This is a genomic window from Pseudomonas trutticola BRTCR10, from assembly GCF_056155105.1.
The window spans coordinates 781648-804294 of record NZ_CM149552.1 but is presented as its reverse complement, the minus strand read 5'-3'; the positions used below and the strand labels follow the sequence as shown (position 1 = coordinate 804294).

Below are 22647 nucleotides of genomic sequence, written 5' to 3'. Positions count from 1 at the left end.
AGTGATTGTCAGGGTAGACGCACTCATGAAATCCGGCCTCCCCCGCAAGCAAAAAGGCGCTGTCGCCATCGAATTCGCCTTGGTGTTCATCGTTTTTTTTGCCGTGTTTTATGGTCTGGTCAGCTACAGCCTGCCGCTGTTGCTGATGCAGTCGTTCAATGAATCGACGGCCGAAGCCGTGCGCCGCAGCGTGGCACTTGATCCGGCCACCGCCAATTACCCCGCCGCCGTCACGGCCACTGCCAGAACCGAGCTGGCCCGGCAATTGGCATGGCTGCCCGGCGCCTTGAACTTCAACGCCGCCTCGGACAGCACCATCACCTATACCGGCGGCGTACTGACCGTGACCATCAACTATCCCACCAGCAAATTGAATCAGGCACTGCCGTTTCTGGTGTTGCCGGGTATTGGTTCGGTGCCGCGCCTGCCCGCGACGCTACGCGCCTCGTCGAGCCTGCAATTTTGAGTTCCGGTGACAAGCTGTTCGGTCGCCTGCTCAATCGACACCCTGAACCGGTCCAGCCGCTGGACAACCCTGTGGTGCCGAGCGTCGGCCTGCAACTGCATCTGGATGGCGATGGCCAGGTCCTTCATCTGAGCGGGCCGCTGCGCCATGTACTCGCGCAGCGGATGTCCACCAGCCATCCCGCGCCGTTGCTGGAGTATGTATTGCCACACAGCAGCCTCGCGCTGGAGGGCCGACCCGCCGATTGGCAAGGCCAGTTGCTCGACCTGGATTTTTTCAGCCTCGCCGGTCCGCCGCTGCATTTACGCGGCTGGGTGCAGGCGCAAGGTGACGGCTGGTTGCTGCAATTGCTCGACATCGGCGACCTGCTCGGCGAACGGCGGCAGACCCGCAGTCGCGAGCAATGCCAGTTGTTGGCCACGCAGGTTCGCGATCAGTTGCGCCTGGGCAGCCTCGCCCGCTTGCCCGAGGTACTGGGCGAACAGTTGCAACGCCTGAGTCAGCATTTGCACATCCCTTGTCTGGCGGTGGCACTGCTCGATGAGCAAGGCCAGGGCTGGCAGGTTCATCAGCATTACGCCGCGTTGCAGGCACCGCAGATATGGCGTGATCAGCAGCGTCTGGGCACTGGCCTCGACAGTCTCAACGGCGCCTTGCCGCAACGTTTGCTGGCCAGCGAACAACCGCGCCTGAGCGCGCTGTTCGGCCCGCACGCAGGTTTCGCCGTGCCCTACCGCGATGCGCAGGGCGTCGCGGCGTGGTTGCTCTGCGCCAGTTATAACGCGCAGCAACAGGCACCGGATCTGAACGATCACGACTGGCTGTTGGTGGCCGCTGCCGTGGCCGCGCCGTTACTGGAGCGCCTGCGCGAGCATCGCCATCACCAACAACTGGAACGCCTTGACGTGCTGCAAGCGCTGCTCGGCACCGGTTGGTGGGAGGTCAGCAGCGACAGTGCCGAAGTCCAACTGGCCCCGGCGCTGGCCGCCAGCCTGGGTTTGTCAGCGGAACGGCTACCGATTCAGGACTGGTTCACTGAGGTGCATCCCGCCGACCGCGATGAGCTGCGCAGCCATCTGCAAGCCTTGCAGGACGAAGGCACGCCACTGGAATTATGTGTGCGCCTGCAATCCAGCGATCAGCCGTTGCCATTGTGGTATCGCTTGCAGGGTCGCTCGCTGGGCATCGGTGCCGAGCGCCGCTTGGTGGGCTTCATGCTCGACATCAGCGACATCAAGAATCAGCAGCAACAGGCTGCCGCCGCCCACGCGCGGCTGGACAATCTGATCGCCAGTGCCCCTGCCGTGATCTATGTGCAGCGCTATGTCGAAGGCGCGCTGCAACCGACGTTTTTCAGCGCCAGCCTGCAACCGTTGCTCGGCTGGAATCTCGCTGATTGCGACAACGGGCGGTTGGTGGATTACGTACACCCCGAAGACCGCCCGCGCTATTTCGAACGCACACGCCAGTTGCTGCGCGAAGGTTCGGTGAGCACGCGCTATCGCGTGCTCGACCGTCAGGGCAATGCGCACTGGCTGCTCGACGAAGCCAAGCTGCTGCGTGACGATCTCGGCCTGCCTGTAGAAGCGGTGGGACTGTGGCTGGACGTCACCGAAGCGACCCTCGCCGCCGAACAGGTCAAGGCCAGCGAAGAGCGTTACCGGATTCTGGTGGAAGACTCGCCGGCGATGATTTGCCGCTACCGCCCGGACCTGACGCTGACCTTCGGCAACCGGCCTTTGGCGACGTATCTGGAATGCCTGCCCGAGCAATTGCCCGGCGTGAATCTGGGCGGCTGGATGTCCGACGAACAGCGCGAAGCCTTCATCCAGCGCCTGGCGCAATTGACCCCGGAACAGCCGGTGAGCAGCGCCGAAATCAATTTGCGCCTGCCCGGTCGCGAGCACGCGTGGTGGGTCTGGTCGGATCGTGGAGTGTTTGATGAGCAAGGTCGCCTGATCGAGGTGCAAGCGGTGGGACGCGACAACACCGAGGTGCGGCGCTCCCAGCAGCAGCTGACGCAAAGCGCAAAAATGGCCACCCTCGGCGAAATGGCCACCGGTCTCGCCCACGAAATCAACCAGCCGCTGAACGTGATGCGCATGGCCATCGTCAATGTGCTCAAGCGTCTGGGCAACGGCGATGTGCAGATCGACTATTTGACCGACAAGCTCAATCGCATCGACGCGCAAGTGCAACGGGCGGCACGGGTGGTGGATCACATGCGCGTGTTCGGCCGCCGCTCGGAAATCGAACAGCATCCGTTCAACCCCCTCGATGCCATTGAAGGCACGCTGTCGCTGTTAGCGGAAGGGCTGCGTGGCAAAGGTGTCGAGCTGCGGGTCAACGAGGCGGAGTTTCAGGTTCAGGTGCGCGGCTATGTCGATCAACTCGAACAAGTGCTGATCAATCTGATGGTCAATGCGCGCGATGCCTTGCTCGGCAAGCGCGAGGCGGATCGCGACTTCCAACCGTGGATCGCCGTGCGTGCCGAGTGCGATGAGCACGTGGTGCGGTTGTGGGTCGAGGACAACGGCGGCGGCATTGATCCGCGTCTGCTGGAGCGCATTTTCGAGCCGTTCTTCACCACCAAACCGGTCGGCGTCGGCACCGGTCTGGGCTTGTCGGTGAGTTACGGCATCATCGACAACATGGGCGGACGCCTGAGTGTGCGCAATGGCGACGAAGGTGCTCAGTTCTGTATCGAGCTGCCGATCGCGCTCAACGATTAAATCACCAGGGTCGGCTGGCCGGGCGGTCGACAACTGAGGTTGGCGCCGACATCGACCTTGTTCAGAGTGATGCCAAGGTTGGCGAGCAAACTGTCGAGAATCGGGTCAAGCACCGGGCTGAGCAAGTTGTCGATGACCACGCCCAGCGTGTTGTTGACGCCAGCCAGGACATCCGCAGTGGTGGTGAGCAAACCGCCCAGCAGGCTCGAACCGGTGGGTTTGTAGGCTTGCACCTGAACCCCGCTCAACGTGCCTTTCAGGCTATTGACCACGCCTTGTGTACCGAAGCTGTAGTTCAGCGGCGGTTGCTTGATTTCCGGTGGCTGGTTGTAGGTGTGGATGTTCTGGGTACTGGCAACCGAGGTGTCCACCATCACGCCGAGACCGCCACCGTAAAACGGCTTGCGCGAGTTGGGATCGCAAGTGGCCGAGCCCAGGCCCAGCAGTGGAATGGTGCAGGTGATGACGCCGACATCGATCAACGCCAGCGGCTGCACCGTGACGTCTGCCGAGGATGAAAACGCATTGGTCGCGTCGATCTTGCCGACCTTGAGTTTGACCAGTGAGGAGTTGGTCTGGGTGGTCAGGCTTTTGGTCGCATCGCTCAAGCAGTTGTAATCGGTGACATGGCTGTCGGCGGCCGAAGCTTCCAGGAGAATGTCGATGCTCGACGTCGGCAGAATCTTCAGGTCCGTGCGCTGACAGGTGCCACCGAGCGCGCAAAACAACGAGTTCAGCGTACCGGCAATGTTCAGGTGCAACAGGTTGTTCAGTGTGTCCGTCAATCCGCCCACCAGCGGCGTACTGACGATGGCGCTGGCCAGCCCGGCGACGCCAGACAGCACCGGCAGGTTCAGCGAGATCAACGTGCGTACCTGCGCGGTTTTCACGTAAATCCGGTTGGCACCCATGGGGTCGGCCTTGGCCAGCATCGGGTTGCCCACGGCCGACAATTGCGGCGGCTGAATGACTTTGACTTTGACCGAGCCATTGACCAGCCCCGGAATGCTCAACGGCACCGTCGCGCTCAGCGCGTTCTGACTGTTGGCCACCTGCACGACGGCCTCAAGCAGCTGGAACACTTGCAGATTGGCATTGAGCGCGGCAGACGTGGCACCGGTCTGCAACTGCAGCAATTTGCCCAGCGCCACTTCGGTGCTGCCGACCACGGCCTTCAACCCGAGCAGGCCGTTGACCGCGACACTGGTGGTGGTGCCACCCTTGGTCAGCACGGTGATGGCGGTGTCGATCAGCTGGCCGATCTGGATGTTCTTGCTCAACAGTTGGGTGTAGTTGCCGGCATCGACATTGACATCGAGCGCCAGTTGATTGAGGTAACTGAGCAGGTTGATATTGGCGTCCAGCAGCCCCTGCCAGCCAGCAATGCTGAGGTTGAGGCTGCCACCGAGCATGCCCCCCCACACCGTGTTGAGCAGCGCCGACTTGCTCGCATCGACGGTGGCCAGCGTGGTGCCGATGGTCAATTGCGCCTGCGGCGGCAGAATCGAGGAGGCGCCGACGGCGGTGGCGCCCAGGCGAGTGGTGGGCGAAACGCTGCCCGGCGAAAACACCCCGTACAGCGCCGCAGCCACACTGCTGGGCACGACCCGGGTGGCGACCACGCTGATGGCTTCTTTCTTGCTGGCATCGGCGGCGAAGGCGCGCAGGTTGTTGGCACCGGTTTGCACGGTACCGCAGGTCACGACAAGGGTCGCCCCCTGGCCCACGGTAAAACTGTTGCGCGCCGCACTGGCGGCGGCGTAAGCGTTGGCGCTGGCACCTGACAGGCAATCGCCACCGCGCGATACCGCCTCCAGCGCGGCAACATCAACCACCCGCTGCAAACGGCGTTGCTCCATGTACAAACGGCCGCTGTCGACCACCAGGACCATGCACACCAAGGCCAGGCCCAGGGTCAGCGCCGCCATCAGACCGATCGCCCCGCGCTGCCGGGCCGGGCCGTTGAATTGCGAACGAGGCGACATCGCGCACTCCTTTGCCGGCGCACTGCCGAGCGCTACCTCCATTGGTGGATTTGAGTGTAGACGGCGCTGGATAAGACTGCTGGCAACAAGCCAGTCCCTTGCTAATGGAATGCTGACTTTAGTCAACCAATGAACCTGTGGGAGCGGGCTTGCCCGCGATAACGGTGGGTCAGACACATCAGTACTGGATGTGCCGCCGTCATCGCGAGCAAGCCCGCTCCCACAGGGTTCGAGTTGATGTCAAGGGCAGTTAACGCGGTGGGTAGTTGGAGAGGATGCGGGCGACTGTCTCGCGAATGGCATTGCTGCGATCCTCCGGATTCGGTTTGCTGGCCAGCATCTGCTCATCGCTGCCGCGCCACACCAGTTTGCCGTCCTTGCCGTCGAGCAGGTCGATCTGGATGGTCGCGACCTTGTAGGTGATGTTGCGCGTTTCGTTGTACATCGGCGCGCCCCAGTAGCCGTTCCACGGGCCACCCCAACCGCCGCCGTAGTTGGTCGTCACTTGCTGCTGACGATCCTCGACGATCAGGTAGGTCTGCACGCTCAAGTCAGCTTTGGTGCCCGCGGCGGCAGGGCGCAAGCCACGCTGATCGAGTTGATCGCTGACGGCCTGGCGGATGCGCTGTTCGGTCAGGTCGCTCTTGATCCTTGGATCGTCGGGGCGATATTGCAGAGCGGGGTCTTTCCAGCTCCAGCTGCGATAGGCGGCAAAGTCGCGGCTGGCATCAAAGTCATGGTTGACCTGGTTGGCGGCGCAGGCACTGAGCAGCGCGGCCATGGCCAGTAAAGCGAGACGGCGGAACATGGTTGTTCTCCACTTGAAGACATGAACCTGCAGGAGCTTCCCGACTGCCGGAAGCTAACTGGGAGGATACGCCGACATGGCCTTTTCGACAGCCTCGCGAATTGCATCGGTGCGATCGATCTGGCTGCCCTTGTTCGCGGTTTCGGCACTGGCGCTCCACACCGGTTGCCCGGTGCCGGCGTCGAACAGGTCGACCCGCACCACCACAACCTGCTCTTGATACGTGCGCACGATCGGCACGCTGTTGTACATGCCGTAACCGCGACCGTAACGATCATAGCCGCCGTACCCACCGTAGCCGTAATCGTCCTGGACCTGACGCAAGCGGGTTTCCAGACGCAGGTTGGCTGTGACGAACAGGTCTGCCGGGCGATTGTCGTGCAGAGGACGCAAGCCGCGTTGATCCAGCGCATTGCTCACCGCTTCGGCCACTTGCGCCGAATCCGCCCAGGCCGTGCCCGGCGGCAACTGCCCGTTGAGCCAGGCCCAACTGCGGTAACGCCCATAATCGCGCGGTGGCGCCGGGTAAGCGCTGCGATCAAAGGTGTTGGACGCTTGCGGTGGCGCTGGCGGCAGGGGCCGCGACTGCGCGACGTAGGGGTTGCTGCCCTGGCACGCGGCCAACCCCAGACAGATCAGCAATAACCCCAACTGTGCGTTCATTTCGCGCTCCGATCAGATCGGCCGGCAGATCCAGTGCAAGTAACGCCCAAGCCCGGCGAAGCCTGGGTGACGACGGTGAGCGAGCTCCATCTCGAGTAAATCCACGAGTTCGGCGCGGGCCTGGAATTCCACCGGCATGTAGTCGTGGAAAACCCGTATCCCGCTCTGGCTTTCGACCTGCCACAGGCCGTCGAGTTGCGTTGCCAGTTCCCTAGGATCGAGAGGTTGCTGCGGAGTCAGGCTCTGCTTTTCGCCGGCCATGTCGTTCTTGCGCATCTTCTTGAAATGGCCCTTGAGCAGATTTCGATAAATCAGCGCATCGCGGTTGTAGAACGCCAGCGACAACCAGCCACCGGGCTTGGTCAGTTGGTGCAACACCGGCAGGATCGCATGGGGTTCGGCCAGCCATTCCAGCACCGCATGGCAGATCACCAGGTCATACGGTTCGGTGAGCTGCCCGAGCAGTTCCTGCCACGGCGCCTGAATGAACGTCGCGGTCTGCCCCGCCTCGGCGAAGCGCTGGCGGGCGCCTTCGAGCATCGGCTCGGCCGGCTCGGTAAAGGTCACGTCATGCCCGCGTTCGGCCAGCCACAGCGACATGTGGCCCAGACCTCCGCCGATATCGAGTACGCGCAACGGACGATCCGGCAGCGCTTCGGCGAGGTCGGCCTGCAACACCGCGAGGCGAATCGCGCCTTTGGCACCGCCGTAGATTTTTTCGGCGAAACGGGTCGCCAATTGATCGAAATGCCGGTCGCTCATCAGCTGAACCGCCGTTCGCTGTCGGCGAGCTTGCTGCGCACCACTTCATTCATGTCCAACCCCAGCTCGCTGCACAGCAGCAACAGATACAGGACGATGTCACCGACTTCCTGCCCGGCGTGGGCGAGTTTGTCCGCCGGCAACTGGCGCGACTGGTCTTCCGTCAGCCATTGGAAGATCTCCACCAGCTCAGACATTTCGACGCTGGCGGCCATGGCGAGGTTTTTCGGGCTGTGAAATTGCCGCCAGTCATTGCGGTCGCGAATGGCGTGCAGGCGTTCGGTCAGTTCAACAAGGTTCATCGGGCTCTCCTGAAGGCGTATAGCTTCGGGGGGATGTCCACCAAAGGCAAGCAGCGCAGGTGATCTAGTGTGGGAGCGAGCCTGCTCGCGAATGCGCTGTGTCATCAACCATTGATGTCACTGACACAACGCCTTCCCGATCAGGCTCACTCCCACAGAGATTGAGTAAACCCACTATCATGCAGGGAACTCGGCCACCTGCGTTGTGGCCCAAGGCTCAGCTCTTTCATCAGGATGCACACATGCAGGTAGAAAGCTTTTTCGAATGGCTCGGCCAGGCGCTCGGCTCGGTCATCCGCTTTATCGTTGATGGCCTCAGTGGCCTGTTCAACATTCTGAGCAATGCCGGTGGCAACTTTGTCGACGGGCTGGCCAAGACGCTGGGGATGGACACGTCGATCATCAGCATCATCGCGCTGATCGTCGGGTTGATGCTGTTGTGGTCGGCGATTCGCGCGTTCATGAATGCGTCGATCATTGCCGGGATTATCTGGTTGCTGCTGGGGTTGTGGTTGCTGAGCTGGATTATTCATTAACACCACCGCCCCCCTGTGGGAGCGAGCCTGCTCGCGAATGGCCGGCATCCCCGAGATCTACGCCGACGGACATATCGCCTTCGCGAGCAGGCTCGCTCCCACATTGGATCGCTTGAATCGCTACAATCCCGCTCCCCCAAGGAGCCCGCATGTCCAACCTGATTGCCGACTGGCGCGACCGCACGACCCATCGCAAGGTCTGGGCGCTTGCCGCGCCGATGATTCTCTCCAATATTTCCGTGCCGCTGGTGGCGCTGGTCGACAGCACCGTCATCGGCCATTTGCCGCACGCCCATCAACTCGGCGCGGTGGCAGTTGGCGCCAGCCTGTACACCTTTCTCGCCTGGGCCATGGGTTTTCTGCGCATGGGCACTACCGGCTTCGCGGCTCAGGCCGCCGGGCGCAGCGACGGTGCAGCGTTGCGGCAGATCCTCTTGCAGGGGTTGTTGCTGGCGATGGGGCTGGCACTGGTCCTAGGCATCCTGGGCGTACCACTGAGCGGTGTCGCGTTGCACTTCATGCAGCCATCGGCGGAGCTTGATCAACTCACTCGCGACTTTTTTCACACCCGGCTGTTCGGTTTGCCTGCCGCGCTGGCCAGTTATGCATTGGTCGGCTGGTTCCTCGGCACCCAGAACGCCCGGGCGCCGCTGGCGATTCTGCTGACCACCAACCTGATCAACATCGCCCTCAATCTGTGGTTCGTCATCGGGCTGGACTGGGGCGTGGTCGGTTCGGCCCGGGCCTCGGTGATTGCCGAGTGGTGCGGTGCCCTGCTCGGCCTGTTGCAGACGCGCAAGGCGCTGCGCGCCTATCCCGGGCACATCGTCTGGGCCGCACTCAAGCTGTGGCAGAGCTGGCGTCCACTGCTGGCGGTCAATCGCGACATTTTCATTCGCAGCCTGGCGCTGCAATCGGTATTTTTCCTGATCACGGTGCAAGGCGCGCGACTCGGCGACGCAACAGTCGCCGCCAACGCCCTGTTGCTCAACGGTTTGCTGTTGACGGCCCATGCGCTGGACGGTCTGGCCCACGCGGTCGAGGCATTGTGCGGCCACGCCATCGGCGCTCGTGATCGCCTCGCCTTGCGTCGCTCGCTGGTGGTTGCCGGAGGCTGGTCGTTGATCGCCAGCCTCGGTTTTGCTCTGTTGTTTCTGCTGGGCGGTCACTTGTTCATCGAAATGCAGACCGATATCCAAAGCGTGCGCGACACCGCGTTCATTTATCTGCCGTACCTCGCCGTGCTGCCATTGATTGCGGTCTGGAGCTATTTGCTCGATGGCTTGTTCATCGGCGCCACCCGTGCCCGGGAAATGCGCAACGGCATGCTCATGACCGTGGTTTTTCTCGTGCCGTTCGCCTGGCTGCTGCAAGGTCTGGGCAATCATGGTCTGTGGATAACATTTCTGCTGTTCATGGTGCTGCGCAGCCTGACCCTCGGTGCGCAGGCCTGGTGGCTCAAGCGCAACGACGGCTGGTTCAATGGCGGCGCTCACTGAGTCGGCGTGTGCTCGATGAACCCGACCACTTGATCGAGCACCGGCGCCAGTCGTCGCAACGGTCGCGACAGCGTTGCGACCAAGGTGATGTGACTGGGCCGCGAATAGTACAGATCCTGCACCGGCACCCCGGCTTCGCGCAGTTTGCGCGCCAGACCGCCGGTGTTGCGTGTCGGGTTGACCAGGTCATCCTTGCTCGCCGCGATCAGCAGGGCGGGTGGCGCGCCGCGACTGACATGATTGATTGGCTGCGATTGCGGCGGTGAGTCCGGCCAGAAAAACACCGGACGCACCTCGGGATTCTTGATTGGCAGAAAATCGTAGGGCCCGGCCAGGCCGATCCAGCCGCTGAGATCCTTCGGTGACATGCCCACCGCACCGAGCAAGCTGCCATCGAGCGCCAGCATCGCCGCGTTGTAGCCACCCGAACTGTGCCCCATCAGATACAAGCGCTGCGGATTGCCGGAAAACTCGCCAATGTGCGCCCGGGTCCAGGCCACCGCTCGCGCGCCATCCTCAAGAAACAGGGGATAACGCACCTGCGGAAACAACCGATAATCCGCCACGACCGCGACGATGCCGCGAGACGCCAGCGCCTCGCCGACAAAGCCGTAGTCTTCGCGCGCACCACTGTTCCAGCTGCCACCGTAGAAAAACACCACCACCGGCGCATCCGCCAGCGCCCGACGTGGCACGTACACATCGAGTTTCTGCCGAGGATCGTCGCCATAAGCAATGCCGGCGGTTTTCTCGAACGTGCTGTCCGGGGTCAAGGCATTGAGCAGTTTCACCGGCGAACAGGCGCTCAGCGCCAATAGCACAACAGCGCCGATCAACGCGCTAAACCTTTGCCGAAAAAAAGCTCTCATAGGCGCCAAACCTCATGTCAAACCGGACCATCGCGCCATTGGCGCCGCACATGCTCAAGCCGCTCCTGCTGGGTTAATCCCTCGGGTGGCGGCACCAATACGGCACGCGGATGCAGCAAGCGTAGCCACAACCAGCCATCGAGCACGGTGCGGTCGCTGAAGCCCAGCGCCAGCCCCTGTTGAACATGGGAGGCCATCGTTATGTAGTCGGTTCCCAGCGATTGGCACCACCGCCAGATGTGCTGTTCCAGCAGGCACGTTTGCAGATGTTCGCGTTGACGCCGGGTGAGGCTTTCTTCGATGTTCAAGGGTTCGACCACCAGCCCCGGATTGCGCAACTGCTGCCAGCCCTGACTGCCTATTGCACGGTCGGCCCAGGTGCCGCCGAACCAGCGCAACTGGCGGATCGGCCCGAGCCAGCGGCTCAATTCGCCGGCATCGCAGGCGTCGAAAAAATAGCTCGCGGTCTGGCGGTTGTAGTAGCTGAGCAAGGCCCGATGATTTAATCCGAACGAGACCGTGAGCATGCGCTGCAAGTGACTCAGCAACACCTGCGCAGGCGCGTCGCTGCTGAGCAACAGCCCACGCCAGGTGTCCGGATCGCTGTGACACAATGCTGACAACGCGGAGCTGTCGCACAGGTCGACCAATACCGGGCCATGTTCGCTGACCGGCTCGAATTCGGTCCCCTCGAACAGCCAGAAGCGCCGTATTCCGGGAAACGCCTGGCGTAACACCGTCAGCGCCCGCGCAGCATCCGGGCTGTCGAGCAGCAGCCATTGCGCCTTAGGCTCAAGCGCCGCGCCGCTCATGTTGCGCCGCTCTGTTCAAGCGAAGCCATCAGCCGACAACTGCACACGGCCTCTGCGCAGTGGCTGAAACTGCCGCCGCCCGGGATCAGGCACAACAGCAACAACGGTTCGCCAGACGCCAGCAACTGCTGCAACCCTTCACTCACCAATTTGTCCGGCAGCGGCAACGGAGGATCATCGGTGATCTGCGCGACAGCCATCGGCGGTTGCAAGACGCCGCTGATCATCGGCTGATCCGGGTCACCTTCAAAGAAGCTCACCACCACCTCGACCCCATCACCCAGTGCCGCCAACGGCGCCTCGGCCAAGGACGGCGCGAGCGGCAGCCAACAGTGACTTGGCGCCGCACCCTCGCCCTGATAGAGCCAGTCGAATTGCACCGCCACCGGCCGCAAACGGTCGGGCTGCGGTTCGTCGACCGTCACCACCCAGGCCCGTTGCAGGCTATGCATGCGCAGCCGTGACGCTGCCGCAACCGCCGCCGGCGACAGCTGCGCAGCGGCAAACAGCCGGTTGGCATAAGGCAGATCGAGGGACGGATCAGCGCAATGTTCAATACGGGTCAACAACCACTGACGATTGCACTCGGCGAAAGGATGGCCGACCAATCGCAGCCAGTGACCGCTGCGCAACGTGGTCAGATCGCTGCGCCCTTCGGCTCGTTGCGCCTGCCGCGAATCCGCCTGCAAAATTTCTTCAAATTGCCAGTGATGCACGGTGGGGGCGACGCGATGGCCGTCATCTACGTCCTGATACAGCGCAGCGCCTGCCAATGGCAACTGCGCCTGATCGTCGCCGAACACCAGGCAATGCCGGTCGCGCCCGTGCTCGAAGAAATAGTGAATCCGCGCCTGCGCACACAGACGCTGCAACAGTTGCAGATCCGATTCACGGTATTGCGTGCAGAACGTGCGGGCCGGGTAGTCGCCGTGCAACTCGAAGCGTCGCTGAGCGCCGACAATCCCATGCTCCCTGAGCACTTGCTCGATGATCTGCGGCACCGAACGGCCACTAAAGATGCGTTGACTGATGCGCAGATCGAGGCAACCGAGTTTCGGCCCCAGACGAATCCGGCACAACCTCGAACCGAGCCCGTGTTCATGCTGGACAAGGCTCTGCAATTGCCCGTGCACGCCCTCCCCTGACGGTCCGAAACACAAATACGCGAAACGGTAAAGCAGACCGGCGAGATCCAATTGCGGATCGTCGATCAACACATCGATTTCGAACGCAAAGGGTTCGCTGATGGCTTCGCTACCGGTAAAGGCCAAGACTTCGAAAGGGTCGGACAGGCCCGCTACATCGAGACGAAACGACGACTCGCAGACTGGATCGAACATAGGCGGATCTCTACAGGAGGGGCGGTCGGGGATTCTCGCCGAGAGCCATGGCCGAGTAGAGAGCTGAAGTACAACTTAGGAAATGACCTACGCGAAAAGCAGACCGGATGACTTTGCTGGCGGGGATAGCCAAGCATTTCGCGAAGATTTTGGGATATATCCCACCGGGTCATCCGAATTTTCCACAGCTTTCGGGAAAATTTCAGACAACCCGGCAAGATAGCAACCTGGCCTCAGGAAGACAGGTAGGAGGAGCGGGTCAGGCCCAGACGCAAGGCATCGAGAAATTGCGTGCGCTCGCTGGCACTGATGCGGGCACTGGCGCATTTGTCGCGGTAGTGAGTCATCAGTTCTTCCGGCGACAAGTGCACGTAACGCAGCATGTCTTCGATGGTGTCGTGGGTCTCGATGCCGGCGTGGTACACGCTGCCATCGGCGTTCTGATAGATGTTCACCGAGTCGGTGTCACCGAACAGGTTGTGCATGTCGCCGAGGATTTCCTGATAGGCGCCGACCAGGAACACGCCCAGCAGGTAGTCTTCGCCTTCGTTCAGACCGTGCACCGGCAGACTGGTCTCGATGCTCTGCTCGTCGACGTACTGGTTGATCTTGCCGTCGGAGTCGCAAGTCAGATCCTGCAGCACCGCGCGGCGCAGCGGTTCTTCGTCGAGACGGTGCAGGGGGATGATCGGCAGCACCTGATCGATCGCCCAGGTGTCCGGCAGGCTCTGGAATACCGAGAAGTTGCAGATGTACTTGTCGGCCAGTTTGTCGTTGAGCTCGTCGAGCACCTGACGGTGCGAACGCTGACGCGCCTTCAACGAGTTGTGCAGGCGACGGCACACGGCGAAGTAGCACTGCTCGGCCAGGGCTTTCTCGGCCAGGGTCAGTTTGCCGTCGGCGTACTGTGCGGCCACATCGCTCATGTAGTGGGTGGCGCGCCAGTAGGTTTCGGTGACCATTTCAATGTCGGTCGGACCCAGCAGGTCGACCAGCCACTGCACGGTTTCCGGCAGGTTTTCCTTGTTTTCGATCAGCGGGATTTCGTCGTTGTGTTTCTCGACGTCAGTCACCTGCACCACCAGCATCGCGTGGTGGGCGGTCAGTGAGCGGCCGCTTTCGGAGAAAATGTGCGGATGCGGCAGGCTCTGCGCGTCGCAGAATTCCTTGAGCATGCCGACCACGACACCGGCGTAATCGTCCATGTCGTAGTTGATCGAGCTGGCGTTGCGCGAGTGGGTGCCGTCGTAGTCGACGCCCAGACCGCCACCGACGTCGATGTGATCAACCGGCAGACCAAGGTTGCGCAGCTCGCCGTAGTAGCGGATCGCTTCCTTGAAGCCGTGCTGATAGTCAGCCAGGTTGGCGATTTGCGAACCCATGTGGAAGTGCAGCAGGCGAATGCCCTGATCCAGACCGGCAGCGCGGAAGCGCTCGACTACCGACAGCAACTGCGCCGCCGACAGACCGAACTTGGATTTCTCGCCACCGGTGTCCGCCCATTTCGACGACGCCAGCGACGACAGACGTACGCGCAGACCAACCTGCGGTTTGACCTTCAACGAGGCGGCTTCTTCGATCACCAGACCGACTTCGGATTCTTTCTCGATCACGATGAACACGTTGTGGCCGAGCTTCTGGCCCATCAGCGCCAGACGGATGAACTCGCGGTCCTTGTAACCGTTGCAGACGATGGTGCCGCCCTTCGGTGCCAGTGCCAGTACGGCCAGCAACTCAGGCTTGGAGCCGGCTTCCAGACCGATGGAAACGTCCTGGGTAGCGATGATGTTCTCGATCACCGCTTCTTGCTGGTTGACCTTGATCGGGTACAGCGCGGTGTACTTGCTCTGGTATTCAAGACGCTCGATGTTCGAATCGAATGCACCGGTCAACTGGCGAACACGGTCTTGCAGGATGTCAGGGAAACGAACCAGCAACGGCAACGACAAACCGCTTTTGCGCAGTTGGTCGACTTGCTCGAACAGGTCGATAGGCGAGCTGCTCGGGCCGTTCGGACGAACTTCGACGCGACCGGCGTCATTGATCGCGAAATACCCGGCCCCCCAATGGCGAATCCCGTAAACACTGCGGCTGTCCGCAACTGTCCATTGGCTGCCATCGTCTTTGCGTGTGCGTCGTACGGACATCGAAGTCCCCTATAAAGAAGTCATAGTGCGTCGCCTGACGTTCAGGCCGGCGCAGTCTAAAGAATGAAAATGACGGTTCGTCAGCGCGGTGGTAGACCGCGCTGACTGCGTGGAGTTTAGAAACCGGTCATGAACAGGCTCTGTGAAAACCATGGAGACGACGCCGGAGCCGAAGATATTCAGAGCCGGATCAAGCCGCAGGTGGTTTTCACAGAGGCTGCTAGCCGCCGGACTTCTTCGCTTTGAAACCGTGCTTGATCAGTTCTGCCAAGAGTAGCTCGACATGATCGCCCTGGATTTCGATGATCCCGTCTTTCAACGCGCCGCCGGTGCCGCAACGTTTCTTCAACGTTGTCGCCAACTCTTTGAGCGCGTCTTCGGCCAGTGACACACCGGTGATGGTGGTCACCGTCTTGCCGCCACGGCCCTTGCTCTCGCGACGCACGCGGGCAATGCCGTCGCCGGCGGGGATCACGGTTTGTTTGCAGATACAGGCGTCCACCGGTTTACTGCATTCCGGGCAATGACGACCTGCGTCGGTGGAAAATACCAGGCCACCTAAGGCGGCGAAGGATGCGGCTTTTTTGGCCACCGGCAATCCTCTTGGGAGGACAAAGACTGATCGCGACCTTGGGCAAGGTCATCGACCGCGAAGCCCCACTCAGGCAGGGGCAGCGCTACTGCACCGGTTCTTCAATAAAAGCAGGCCGGTGCAGCTTGAAAAGGTCGCGCAGTGTAACGGCAAAAAACCTAAATGCTAAGTGCCAATCGGCGCCAATTTATGTGTTCTTTGCGACGTCGCTTTGCTGAGCCTTGAGATAGCGCTTCAACGCTGCCAGAGAGTCCGGGCAGTAAGGCTTTTGCTTGATTTCCAGCAGCACTTGTTCGACCGGAATGAAGCGCGCTTCCAGGACTTCTTCCGGCTGCAGTTTCAACGGACCGTCCCAGACTGCGGAAAATGCCGAGCACCACAGGCGATTGCCGGTGTCCTCGAAGTAGAAATGGTCGTGGGCGGTGAGCGCTACACCACTCACACCCAGCTCTTCTTCCAGCTCACGGGCTGCCGATTCGGCGTAAGTCTCGTTCGCCTGGACCATGCCGCCCGCCGCCACGTCCCAGTACCCCGGATAAATCGCCTTGCTCAAGGTGCGCCGGTGCACGCACAGCTCACCGGCGGAATTGAACAGCATGATGTAGGTCCCACGGCCGATCAGCCCGCGCTCGCGCAAATCGGCCCGTACCAAGGCGCCGAGCAGGTTGTCCTGCTCGTCGACCCAGGCGATCTGTTCGGCATCGGAGGCGGCGCGGTGGGCCGCCTCTTTGGCGCTATCGACCATGGCTCAGCCCTGATTGAGCAGTTGGCGCAGATCGATCACTGCGGCGTTGGCTCGGGAAATATAGTTGGCCATGACCAGCGAGTGGTTGGCCAGCACACCGAAGCCGCTGCCATTGAGGATCATCGGGCTCCAGACCGGCTCTTGCGAAGCTTCGAGTTCACGGATGATCTGACGCACGCTGACCGTGGCGTTCTTCTTCGCCAGCACATCGGCGAAGTCGACTTCGATGGCACGCAGCAAGTGCGACAGTGCCCAGGCCTGACCGCGTGCTTCGTAGAACACGTTGTCGATCTGCATCCACGGGGTCTCGACGACTTCTTCATCAACCTGCGGCACTTCGCCGACTGCCGGGACTTCGGTTTTCAGCGCGGTGTTGAGTTTGACGCGACCGACGCTGGCCGAGAGACGTTGCGACAGCGAACCGAGACGGGTACCGACGTCGCCCAGCCAGTTGTTGAGGTTGTCGGCGCGCGCATAGAACAGCGCGTTTTTCTGGGTTGGATCAGACAGACGAGCCTGATAGCGGCTCAGGGAATTGATGCCTTCCTGATATTCCGACTCGCTGGACGGCAGGATCCAGCTCTTGTTGTCGAAGTTGAAGCGCGGTTCGGCCTTGGCCAGATCGGCATCTTCCGCCGACTGCGATTGCGAACGGGCGAAATCCTTGCGCAGTGCGCGGGTCAGGTCACGCACCTGCACCAGCACGCCGTATTCCCAGCTCGGCGTGTTGTCCATCCACAGGCCCGGCGGGAAGCGGTCGTTGGAGATGTAGCCGCCCGGCTTGTCGAGCAATGTGCCGGCGACGGTCTTCAAGGTTTCGACCGTGGTGTAACCGACTACCATTTGCTTGCCTTCTTTTTCAGCGGCCGCCTGGGCGTTTTGCGCCACCGGAAACAGCGCCGGCTCCTGGCTCCAGTACCAGCCCAGGCCAATGGTCACCAGCAGATAAATACCGATGAGCGTGGCCAGCGCGCGGCTGAACAGCAGCCCACCGACATAGCTGCGGGTGGCCGACTTGGGCTCGGCGGCACGTTCAGGCGCGCTGCCCGCGCGGTTTTTCCAGTCCAGCATGGCGATATCCTTTCAATCACTTGAGTTCATCGGTTCGACCACAACCATACAACAACGTGCCAAGGCCGGGCACCCGCGCTTAAAGATAAGCAGCAAATCGCGCAGGTCGCTGGTGCATCTGTCAGATCTAAGGGAATCCCTGATGCCACCTCCCCTATGACTCCTTCGCAGCGCATTGATAACCCTCGAAAAGCGCATTCACCACGATGATGTCAGCGGCGCAGAAATTCAACGAATTGCCGGCCTGCTCGCTGCCATCCCCAATGCGTACGGGGACTTGACCGACGAAGAGGTCAAAAACAAAACCACTCGGTCAGAAACTGAATAGTGACGCATTGCAGATTATTGACGTGCGACACTCGTCTAAGGGAAAAGAGGTGCTAGCATAGAGCCACCAGTCGATCTCAGCATGCACCCTAACTAGTAGTCAGGATATGACCGAGCCAGAAGACCCCAGCCGTGAGCGTCTCAAGCACCACTTTGCCCAGCGGGTAATTCATCAGGCACGTCAGATTCTTGAGATATGGCAGCGCCTGCAACGCAGTGAATGGTCCACCGTCGACCTCGCCGAACTGAGCGAGGCCAACTTGCGCCTGTTGCGTTTTGCCGAGCGTTTCGAACAGCCCGAGCATACCCAGCTCGCGCGCCATATCAGTCAGTCGCTGGAAGCGGTGGACGCCAATCGCGGACGCCTGAGCAGCGGCCTGATCACTGACCTCAATCGCTTGATGCAGCGCCTGTCGCGCACCGGCCTGCGCCATGGCGATCAACTCGACCAGACGTTCCTGCCGCCATTGCGCAAGCCGATCTACGTGATGTTGCAGGATCACGACCGTGCCGAGCGCCTGGCCAAACAACTGGAGTTTTTCGGTTTGACCGCGCAGGCGCTGGACAGCGTCGCGGCATTTCGCTCCTCGATGGTCGAACGCTTGCCAGCGGCGATCGTCATGGACGTCGACTTCAGCGGCCCCGGCATCGGCCTGAAACTGGCCGCCGAAGCCCAGGTAGGTCTGGACGAACCGCTGCCGCTGCTGTTTTTCAGCCTGCACGAAACCGACACGCCGACACGCCTCGCCGCTGTACGCGCCGGTGGTCAGGAATTCCTCACCGGCACCCTCGAAGCGTCGAGCCTGCTGGAAAAGATCGAAGTCCTCACCTGCGTCGCCCAGTACGAACCCTATAAAGTGCTGATCATCGACGATTCGCGTGCGCAGGCCTTGCACACCGAGCGCCTGCTCAACAGTGCCGGGATCGTCACCCGCACGCTGATCGAACCGATTCAGGCGATGGCGGAGCTGGCGGATTTCCAGCCGGACCTGATCATCCTCGACATGTACATGCCGGCCTGCACCGGTACCGAACTGGCCAAAGTCATCCGCCACAACGACCGCTACGTCAGCGTGCCGATCATTTACCTGTCGGCCGAGGACGATCTGGACAAGCAGCTCGACGCCATGAGCGAGGGCGGCGACGATTTCCTGACCAAACCGATCAAGCCACGGCATCTGATCACGACGGTGCGCAACCGCGCCGCCCGCGCGCGCAATCTCAAGGCGCGCATGGTCCGCGACAGCCTCACGGGGTTGTACAACCACACGCATATCCTGCAATTGCTTGAAGACTGCTCGTTCCGCGCCCGCCGCGAAAACAAGCCGCTGAGCTTTGCCATGCTCGACATCGACCACTTCAAACGGGTCAACGACAGCCACGGCCACCCGATGGGCGACCGCGTGATCAAGAGCCTGGCGCTGTTCCTCAAGCAACGTTTGCGCAAGACCGATTTCATAGGTCGTTACGGCGGCGAAGAGTTCGCCATCGTCATGCCCGACACCGATATCGAGGCGGCGCACAAAGTGCTCGACGAGATCCGCCAGCGCTTCGCTGAAATCCATTACCCGGCACAGCCACAGGACTTGTGGTGCACCTTCAGCGCTGGCGTGGTGGAAATGCGCGACGACTCTGACAGCCTGATGATGGCCAGCCAGGCCGACGAGGCGCTGTACCGCGCCAAGGGTGAAGGGCGCAATCGGGTGCAGACCGCGCGGGACTCAAAGCAAAGTGCCACTTTTTCATCGGAATCCACCGATTCGGTCATAACCCTGTAACAGAACCGCAATAAATTCAGACGCTTACCATTTCTGCCGTTGGTAGCCGTCATGCGCCTGAAGTTGCTCACCAATCTCAATACGCTGCTGCTGGTCGCCGTGTGCCTCGCACTTGGCGCCACGCTGTGGTGGTCACAAAAAGCCCTGGAACTCCCATATCTGCTGATGGAGCGTTATCTGGGGCTGTCGCAGCGGTTTCAGAACGAGGTGGCGCGCAACGTCGAGGACTACCTCGCCAATGGCGACGCCCTACGCCTGAGCAGCGCCACCCAGGCCATCGACGGCTTGCAGAAAGAACTCGCTGAACTGCCGCCAGCGCTCGCCGACAGCCTGCGCCCGAGCCTGACCGGCCTTGAAGAATTCAGCAAAACCGACTTGCTCGCCGCCGGCAAACTGGCCGGTGATCCGCAAGCCTTGCTGTTGCAGGCCGAGCGCGAATTGAGTGCAAGCCTCGAGCAGCTCAGCACCTATGCCAATGGCAACGCGACGTACCTGACGCCACTGCTCGCCGCTTCGCAGCACTTGGGCAAACTGTCGCTGGCGCGGGACAAACTGGTCAGCAGCGGACGCAGTGAACTGGCCGCCGACGTTGAGCGCGAGGTCAGTAATATCCGCGCGCAGGCGCAAGTGATCGATGCCCTGCCCTTGCTCGGAGTGGTCACCAGCACTGAATCGAGCAGCGATGATTTCGCCGCCATGATGGGAATCGAAAGCACCAAAAAAGCCGTTGCCGAAGATGCCGGCGTGGGCCTCAAACGTGAACTCAACAGCCTGCTTGGCCGCTACCCCGCCGAACTTGCACGCACTCGCGATCAGATCCAGAAACGCGCCGACCTCAGCGCCGCCACCCATCAGAAAATCGCCGCCGTACAGCAGGCCATCGCCGGCCTGGAACCGGTAGTGCGTGCGCAACATGGGCAGATTCAATCAGAAGTGCGACTGATGCAGGGCGTGATGATCGGCCTCATTCTGCTGATCGCGTTGCTGATCGATACCTTGCAGCGCCGGCTCTCGCGCACCCTGACCAATCTGGCGCCGGCACTGTCGACCTGGGCCGAAGGCGATTTCAGTCGCGACATTCATCTGGGCAAGACCAACCGCGAATTGCACGACATCGAAGCCTCGCTGAACCGCTTGCGTGCCTATCTGGTGGATCTGGTCGCGACCATTCGTGGCAATGCCGAGCAAGTGGCGGGCAGCAGCCGGACCCTTGCCGAATTGAGCAACGACTTGCACAGCGGCGCCGAGCATCAGGCTGGCGATACCGCTTTGATTCGCGATTCCCTCGGCGAACTGGAGGCAACCATTCAGCAAGTCGCCGGCGATGCGCGTCAGGCTGCCGATGCCAGCCGTCATGCCGGGTTGGCCGTCGAACACGGCCAAACCGTCATCGGCCAGAGCCTGACCGGCCTGCACGCCCTGGTCGGTGAGGTGCAAGGCAATGCGCAGATGATCGAACATCTGGCCGAGGAGTCGGCGACCATTGGCGGCGTCTTGACGGTGATCCGCTCGATTGCCGACCAGACCAATCTGCTGGCACTCAACGCCGCGATTGAAGCGGCACGGGCCGGGGAAATGGGTCGCGGTTTTGCCGTGGTGGCCGAGGAAGTGCGCTCGCTGGCGCAGCGTACGGCCGGGGCGACGGCGGAGATTCAAACCCTGATTGCCGGCCTGCAAAGCGCCGCCCGGCAATCGGTTGAAGGTATGCGCGCGCAGGTCGAACACGCCGAAGCCACCGCCAATCAGGCGCAAGCGGCTGACGGGGCGCTGGATAAAATCGTCGGTGCGATCCAGACCATTTCCGACACGGCGATCCGCATTGCCGATATCACCGCCCAGCAAAGTGGCGCGGTCAGCGAGATTCGTGATCACAGCGAGCGGATTCATCAGTTGGGTGGGGATAACTTGCTGCGTATCGGCCGTGGGCGCGAACAGGGCGAGAACCTGCTGGTGCTAGGCGGCCAGCTTCATACCGCCGTCCAGGCGTTCCGCGTCTGAAAATCGCTATCGCGAGCAGGCTCACTCCCACATTGAAATACATAACCCTGTGGGAGCGGGCTTGCCCGCGAAGGCGTCGGTCCGTACACCACAAATGACCGAATCAAATCACACGGTCACATATTTTGCGCAAACATCGGCTATCGTGCTGGCTATTGCATAGAACTGGACAGTCACAAAGTCTTTGCGGCATAGTCGCCGGGTTCTGACGACTGCTCATTCATCACAAGGACTACGCAGATGGCAACCCTACTGGTGCTGCACGGCCCCAACCTGAACCTGCTTGGCACCCGCGAACCGGGCACCTATGGGTCGACGACCCTGGCGCAGATCAATCAGGATCTGGAGCGCCGCGCCCGTGAAGCCGGCCATCATCTGCTGTATCTGCAAAGCAATGCCGAGTACGAATTGATCGACCGCATCCACGCCGCACGCGGCGAGGGAGTGGATTTCATCCTGATCAATCCAGCCGCATTTACACATACAAGTGTTGCATTACGTGACGCGTTGCTGGGAGTGAGCATCCCATTCATCGAAGTGCATTTGTCCAACGTGCACAAACGCGAACCTTTCCGCCATCACTCTTACTTCTCCGATGTAGCGGTGGGAGTGATCTGCGGCCTTGGCGCCAGCGGTTACCGACTGGCCCTGGAGGCTGCACTAGAACAGCTTGAAACACAGGCAACGGCTTGAACTACAAGCGTTAAACGCCCCTGACCGACCCTTGGGAGTTGATGATTCATGGATATCCGTAAAGTTAAGAAACTGATCGAATTGCTGGAAGAGTCCGGCATCGACGAGCTCGAGATCAAGGAAGGCGAAGAGTCCGTACGCATCAGCCGTCACAGCAAGACGCCGGCTCAGCAGTACTACGCGCCGGCTCCGATGCAAGCACCGGCCGCTGCACCTGCCGCCGCTGCTGCTCCGGTCGCTGCTGCAGCCCCGGCTGCCGCTGCTGCTCCAGCGCTGAACGGCACTGTTGCCCGTTCGCCGATGGTCGGCACTTTCTACCGTAAATCTTCGCCAACCTCGCCGTCCTTCGTTGAAGTCGGCCAGACCGTGAAGAAAGGCGACACTCTGTGCATCGTCGAAGCCATGAAGATGATGAACCACATCGAAGCTGAAACCAGCGGTGTGATCGAGTCCATCCTCGTCGAAGACGGCCAGCCGGTTGAGTACGACCAACCGCTGTTCACCATCGTTTGAACTGCGGAG

At 61.3% G+C, this 22647-nt stretch carries 20 protein-coding genes; 8 read left to right on the top strand and 12 right to left on the bottom strand.

The features are described 5' to 3' along the window. Window positions 1-25: 25 nt before the first annotated feature. Both ACVVH8_RS03420 and ACVVH8_RS03415 read left to right on the top strand, forming a co-directional pair. A complete protein-coding gene (locus ACVVH8_RS03420; protein ID WP_401300697.1) occupies window positions 26-466 on the top strand; it encodes a TadE/TadG family type IV pilus assembly protein in 441 nt (146 codons plus the stop codon). Further along, window positions 463-3198 carry a PAS domain-containing sensor histidine kinase gene (locus ACVVH8_RS03415; RefSeq protein WP_475228507.1) on the top strand — a complete coding sequence of 912 codons (2736 nt, stop codon included), beginning with the start codon at window positions 463-465 and terminating at the stop codon, window positions 3196-3198. Before ACVVH8_RS03420 ends, ACVVH8_RS03415 begins: the two co-directional genes overlap by 4 nt. Here the strand turns inward: ACVVH8_RS03415 and ACVVH8_RS03410 are convergent. The 5 genes from ACVVH8_RS03410 to ACVVH8_RS03390 all read right to left on the bottom strand — a co-directional run bounded on the left by ACVVH8_RS03410 (window position 3195) and on the right by ACVVH8_RS03390 (window position 7718). Beyond that, window positions 3195-5183, bottom strand: coding sequence for a pilus assembly protein TadG-related protein (locus tag ACVVH8_RS03410; protein ID WP_475228505.1), 1989 nt, complete (start codon window positions 5181-5183; stop codon window positions 3195-3197). The two genes, ACVVH8_RS03415 and ACVVH8_RS03410, sit on opposite strands and share 4 nt — an antisense overlap. Window positions 5184-5433: 250 nt before the next feature. After that, window positions 5434-5991 carry a DUF4136 domain-containing protein gene (locus ACVVH8_RS03405; protein WP_475228502.1) on the bottom strand — a complete coding sequence of 186 codons (558 nt, stop codon included), beginning with the start codon at window positions 5989-5991 and terminating at the stop codon, window positions 5434-5436. Between the two features lie 54 nt (window positions 5992-6045). Continuing rightward, window positions 6046-6654 (bottom strand): DUF4136 domain-containing protein, encoded by a 609-nt coding sequence (locus ACVVH8_RS03400; protein ID WP_475228500.1) that lies wholly within the window; start codon window positions 6652-6654, stop codon window positions 6046-6048. A gap of 12 nt (window positions 6655-6666) precedes the next feature. Next, window positions 6667-7416 carry a methyltransferase gene (locus ACVVH8_RS03395; RefSeq protein WP_213027441.1) on the bottom strand — a complete coding sequence of 250 codons (750 nt, stop codon included), beginning with the start codon at window positions 7414-7416 and terminating at the stop codon, window positions 6667-6669. After that, window positions 7416-7718, bottom strand: a complete 303-nt coding sequence (locus ACVVH8_RS03390) for a MazG-like family protein (protein WP_007951009.1) — start codon at window positions 7716-7718, stop codon at window positions 7416-7418. Before ACVVH8_RS03390 ends, ACVVH8_RS03395 begins: the two co-directional genes overlap by 1 nt. Window positions 7719-7960: 242 nt before the next feature. Between ACVVH8_RS03390 and ACVVH8_RS03385 the strand changes: the two genes are divergently transcribed. Together ACVVH8_RS03385 and ACVVH8_RS03380 are read left to right on the top strand one after the other, a co-directional pair. After that, window positions 7961-8254, top strand: a complete 294-nt coding sequence (locus ACVVH8_RS03385) for a hypothetical protein (protein WP_007914623.1) — start codon at window positions 7961-7963, stop codon at window positions 8252-8254. 149 nt (window positions 8255-8403) lie between these two features. After that, window positions 8404-9753 carry an MATE family efflux transporter gene (locus ACVVH8_RS03380; protein WP_475228496.1) on the top strand — a complete coding sequence of 450 codons (1350 nt, stop codon included), beginning with the start codon at window positions 8404-8406 and terminating at the stop codon, window positions 9751-9753. On the opposite strand, the gene ACVVH8_RS03375 is transcribed toward ACVVH8_RS03380, so the two are convergent. From ACVVH8_RS03375 to ACVVH8_RS03345, 7 genes are all read right to left on the bottom strand, one after another. Continuing rightward, on the bottom strand, window positions 9747-10622 hold the full coding sequence (locus ACVVH8_RS03375) for an alpha/beta hydrolase (protein WP_213027439.1): 876 nt from the start codon (window positions 10620-10622) through the stop codon (window positions 9747-9749). The genes ACVVH8_RS03380 and ACVVH8_RS03375 overlap by 7 nt on opposite strands. A 17-nt stretch (window positions 10623-10639) precedes the next feature. Then, window positions 10640-11434 (bottom strand): DUF4123 domain-containing protein, encoded by a 795-nt coding sequence (locus tag ACVVH8_RS03370; RefSeq protein WP_475228494.1) that lies wholly within the window; start codon window positions 11432-11434, stop codon window positions 10640-10642. Continuing rightward, window positions 11431-12774 carry a type VI secretion system Vgr family protein gene (locus ACVVH8_RS03365; RefSeq protein ID WP_213027437.1) on the bottom strand — a complete coding sequence of 448 codons (1344 nt, stop codon included), beginning with the start codon at window positions 12772-12774 and terminating at the stop codon, window positions 11431-11433. The genes ACVVH8_RS03370 and ACVVH8_RS03365 overlap by 4 nt, the downstream gene beginning before the upstream one ends. A gap of 233 nt (window positions 12775-13007) precedes the next feature. Continuing rightward, window positions 13008-14921 carry an arginine decarboxylase gene (gene speA, locus ACVVH8_RS03360; RefSeq protein ID WP_093430253.1) on the bottom strand — a complete coding sequence of 638 codons (1914 nt, stop codon included), beginning with the start codon at window positions 14919-14921 and terminating at the stop codon, window positions 13008-13010. A 220-nt stretch (window positions 14922-15141) separates the two neighbouring features. Further along, complete coding sequence (locus tag ACVVH8_RS03355) at window positions 15142-15513, bottom strand: translation initiation factor Sui1 (protein WP_475228492.1); 372 nt, start codon at window positions 15511-15513, stop codon at window positions 15142-15144. A 187-nt stretch (window positions 15514-15700) separates the two neighbouring features. Continuing rightward, window positions 15701-16258, bottom strand: a complete 558-nt coding sequence (locus tag ACVVH8_RS03350) for an NUDIX hydrolase (RefSeq protein ID WP_475228489.1) — start codon at window positions 16256-16258, stop codon at window positions 15701-15703. Window positions 16259-16261: 3 nt separating this feature from the next. After that, window positions 16262-17329 (bottom strand): DUF2333 family protein, encoded by a 1068-nt coding sequence (locus ACVVH8_RS03345; protein ID WP_103306138.1) that lies wholly within the window; start codon window positions 17327-17329, stop codon window positions 16262-16264. 434 nt (window positions 17330-17763) lie between these two features. On the opposite strand from ACVVH8_RS03345, the gene gcbA reads away from it, so the two are divergent. The 4 genes from gcbA (at window position 17764) to accB (ending at window position 22638) form a co-directional block, all read left to right on the top strand. Beyond that, on the top strand, window positions 17764-19434 hold the full coding sequence (gene gcbA / locus ACVVH8_RS03340) for a diguanylate cyclase GcbA (RefSeq protein ID WP_103306137.1): 1671 nt from the start codon (window positions 17764-17766) through the stop codon (window positions 19432-19434). 51 nt (window positions 19435-19485) lie between these two features. Continuing rightward, window positions 19486-21432 carry a methyl-accepting chemotaxis protein gene (locus ACVVH8_RS03335; RefSeq protein ID WP_475228487.1) on the top strand — a complete coding sequence of 649 codons (1947 nt, stop codon included), beginning with the start codon at window positions 19486-19488 and terminating at the stop codon, window positions 21430-21432. Window positions 21433-21672: 240 nt separating this feature from the next. Continuing rightward, the gene (aroQ, locus tag ACVVH8_RS03330) at window positions 21673-22125 is read left to right on the top strand and encodes a type II 3-dehydroquinate dehydratase (RefSeq protein ID WP_093430249.1); all 453 of its coding nucleotides are present in this window, start codon (window positions 21673-21675) and stop codon (window positions 22123-22125) included. Window positions 22126-22173: 48 nt separating this feature from the next. After that, entirely contained in the window at window positions 22174-22638 is a 465-nt protein-coding gene (accB, locus tag ACVVH8_RS03325; protein ID WP_103306135.1) for an acetyl-CoA carboxylase biotin carboxyl carrier protein, read from the top strand. Window positions 22639-22647: the final 9 nt, after the last annotated feature.